The 1394-nt window shown below is 60.5% G+C and carries 2 protein-coding genes; both read left to right on the top strand.

The window, feature by feature from the left end; all coding sequences use genetic code 11:
* The coding region (locus AUR66_RS22520) for a hypothetical protein (protein ID WP_058571193.1) at positions 1-984 on the top strand (984 nt) is incomplete at its 5' end.
* Positions 984-1394, top strand: a 411-nt coding sequence (locus AUR66_RS03900) for a hypothetical protein (protein ID WP_058571192.1), incomplete at its 3' end; no start/stop codon positions are given. The genes AUR66_RS22520 and AUR66_RS03900, both read left to right, overlap by 1 nt.

Here is a 1394-nt window from a genome sequence, read left to right as displayed (position 1 = left end):
GATGGGAGCGCCTTCCGCTTCGCGCTCTACGACGAGCGCTACGCGGACGCCTATCCGAGCGTTGTCGGTGAGGCTGCGGACGGGGACGGGAGTCTCGTCTTCGGAACACGTAGGTCCATCATGGGCAGCCATCGTGACTCACTTGGAGAGGTCGACGGTGCACTTCACCGTGCGGTTCGCTGCCTCCGTGACGGCGTCGACACGGACGCGCTTCGACGCTTGCACGATGAATACGCGAGCCCGCTTGTCGTCTATGCGGAAAACCTCGTCTACTCGACGCTCGACTACGGCTACACCGACCGCGAACTCCCAGCACTCATTGGTTTCGACGTCCTCCCGTTTGATCGCATCGAGACCTACACCCCCGCAGGGAACCCCTACACGGAGACTTTCGCGGGATTCCTCGACACACCCACAGTCTGGCGTATCCTCGAACGCATCCGCCACGAAGATACCCCGAGCGAGCGCTCGTTCCTCCCGGCGACAATCCTCGAAGAACAGAGTACTATCGATCCCGAGTCATTCGACGTGCCGCCGTCGTCACTTGCAGCGGACGTCCACGCAGAGGGTGTCGTCGTGCGCAGCGACACGTATGAGCGCCGCGTGAAGATCGTCCGCGAGGCGTTCCACGAGCTGAATCGCGAACAGTTTGGCCAGAATCCTGACGAGGCCGAGACAGGGGCGGAGTACCTCGTTGCAACCTACTGTACGCCGGCGCGTATCCGGAAAGAGGTCCGAACGATGGTCGTCGAGGAGGGCCGCGAGTTCGGCCGTCACCTCATTGATGACCTCTACCCGCGAGTTGTCGAGGATATTTGGGCTGAGAACTACCCAGAGATCATGCAACTCGACAGGGCGATCGTTCCTGGAAACATCTATCCGCTCGTCGCCGAGCGCTGTGTAGCTGAGCTCCGGAAAATACAGACGAACGCCACGCTCAACGATGCCGACCCCACCACAATCTGGCAGTACCTCACCGAGTGATGACCGAGTTTCCACGTGATGAGATTAGCAAGCGGGGTGGCGACCCTGAGGAGATTAGCGACCGCTATCGCGACCAGAAACCAGCGTCAATCTCCGTCTCGTGGTCTGACTTCGTCGAAACCGTCTGTAACGAGGACGACGACATCGAGTACATCGCAGCAATCCAAGAGGCCCTCAGTGAACTGAGGCGCCGCAAACGCGAGCGTGACATCGTCATGCCCATCTCAGCGCAGTGGGAGACCGACGTCCAACAGCGGCTGATCGCGGAGTACGCGTTCGCGATTCCGACACGCGAGGCACTCGAGTATCTTCGCGAGCAGGGGCCACTCATCGAACTCGGTGCGTGGAAGGGCTACTGGGCGTATGAACTCGACAACCGCGGTGCCGACATTACTGCCTACGACATCGAC

It is taken from the genome of Haloferax profundi (assembly GCF_001469865.1).
GTDB lineage: Archaea > Halobacteriota > Halobacteria > Halobacteriales > Haloferacaceae > Haloferax > Haloferax profundi.
This window is presented reverse-complemented; position numbering and strand designations above follow the sequence as displayed.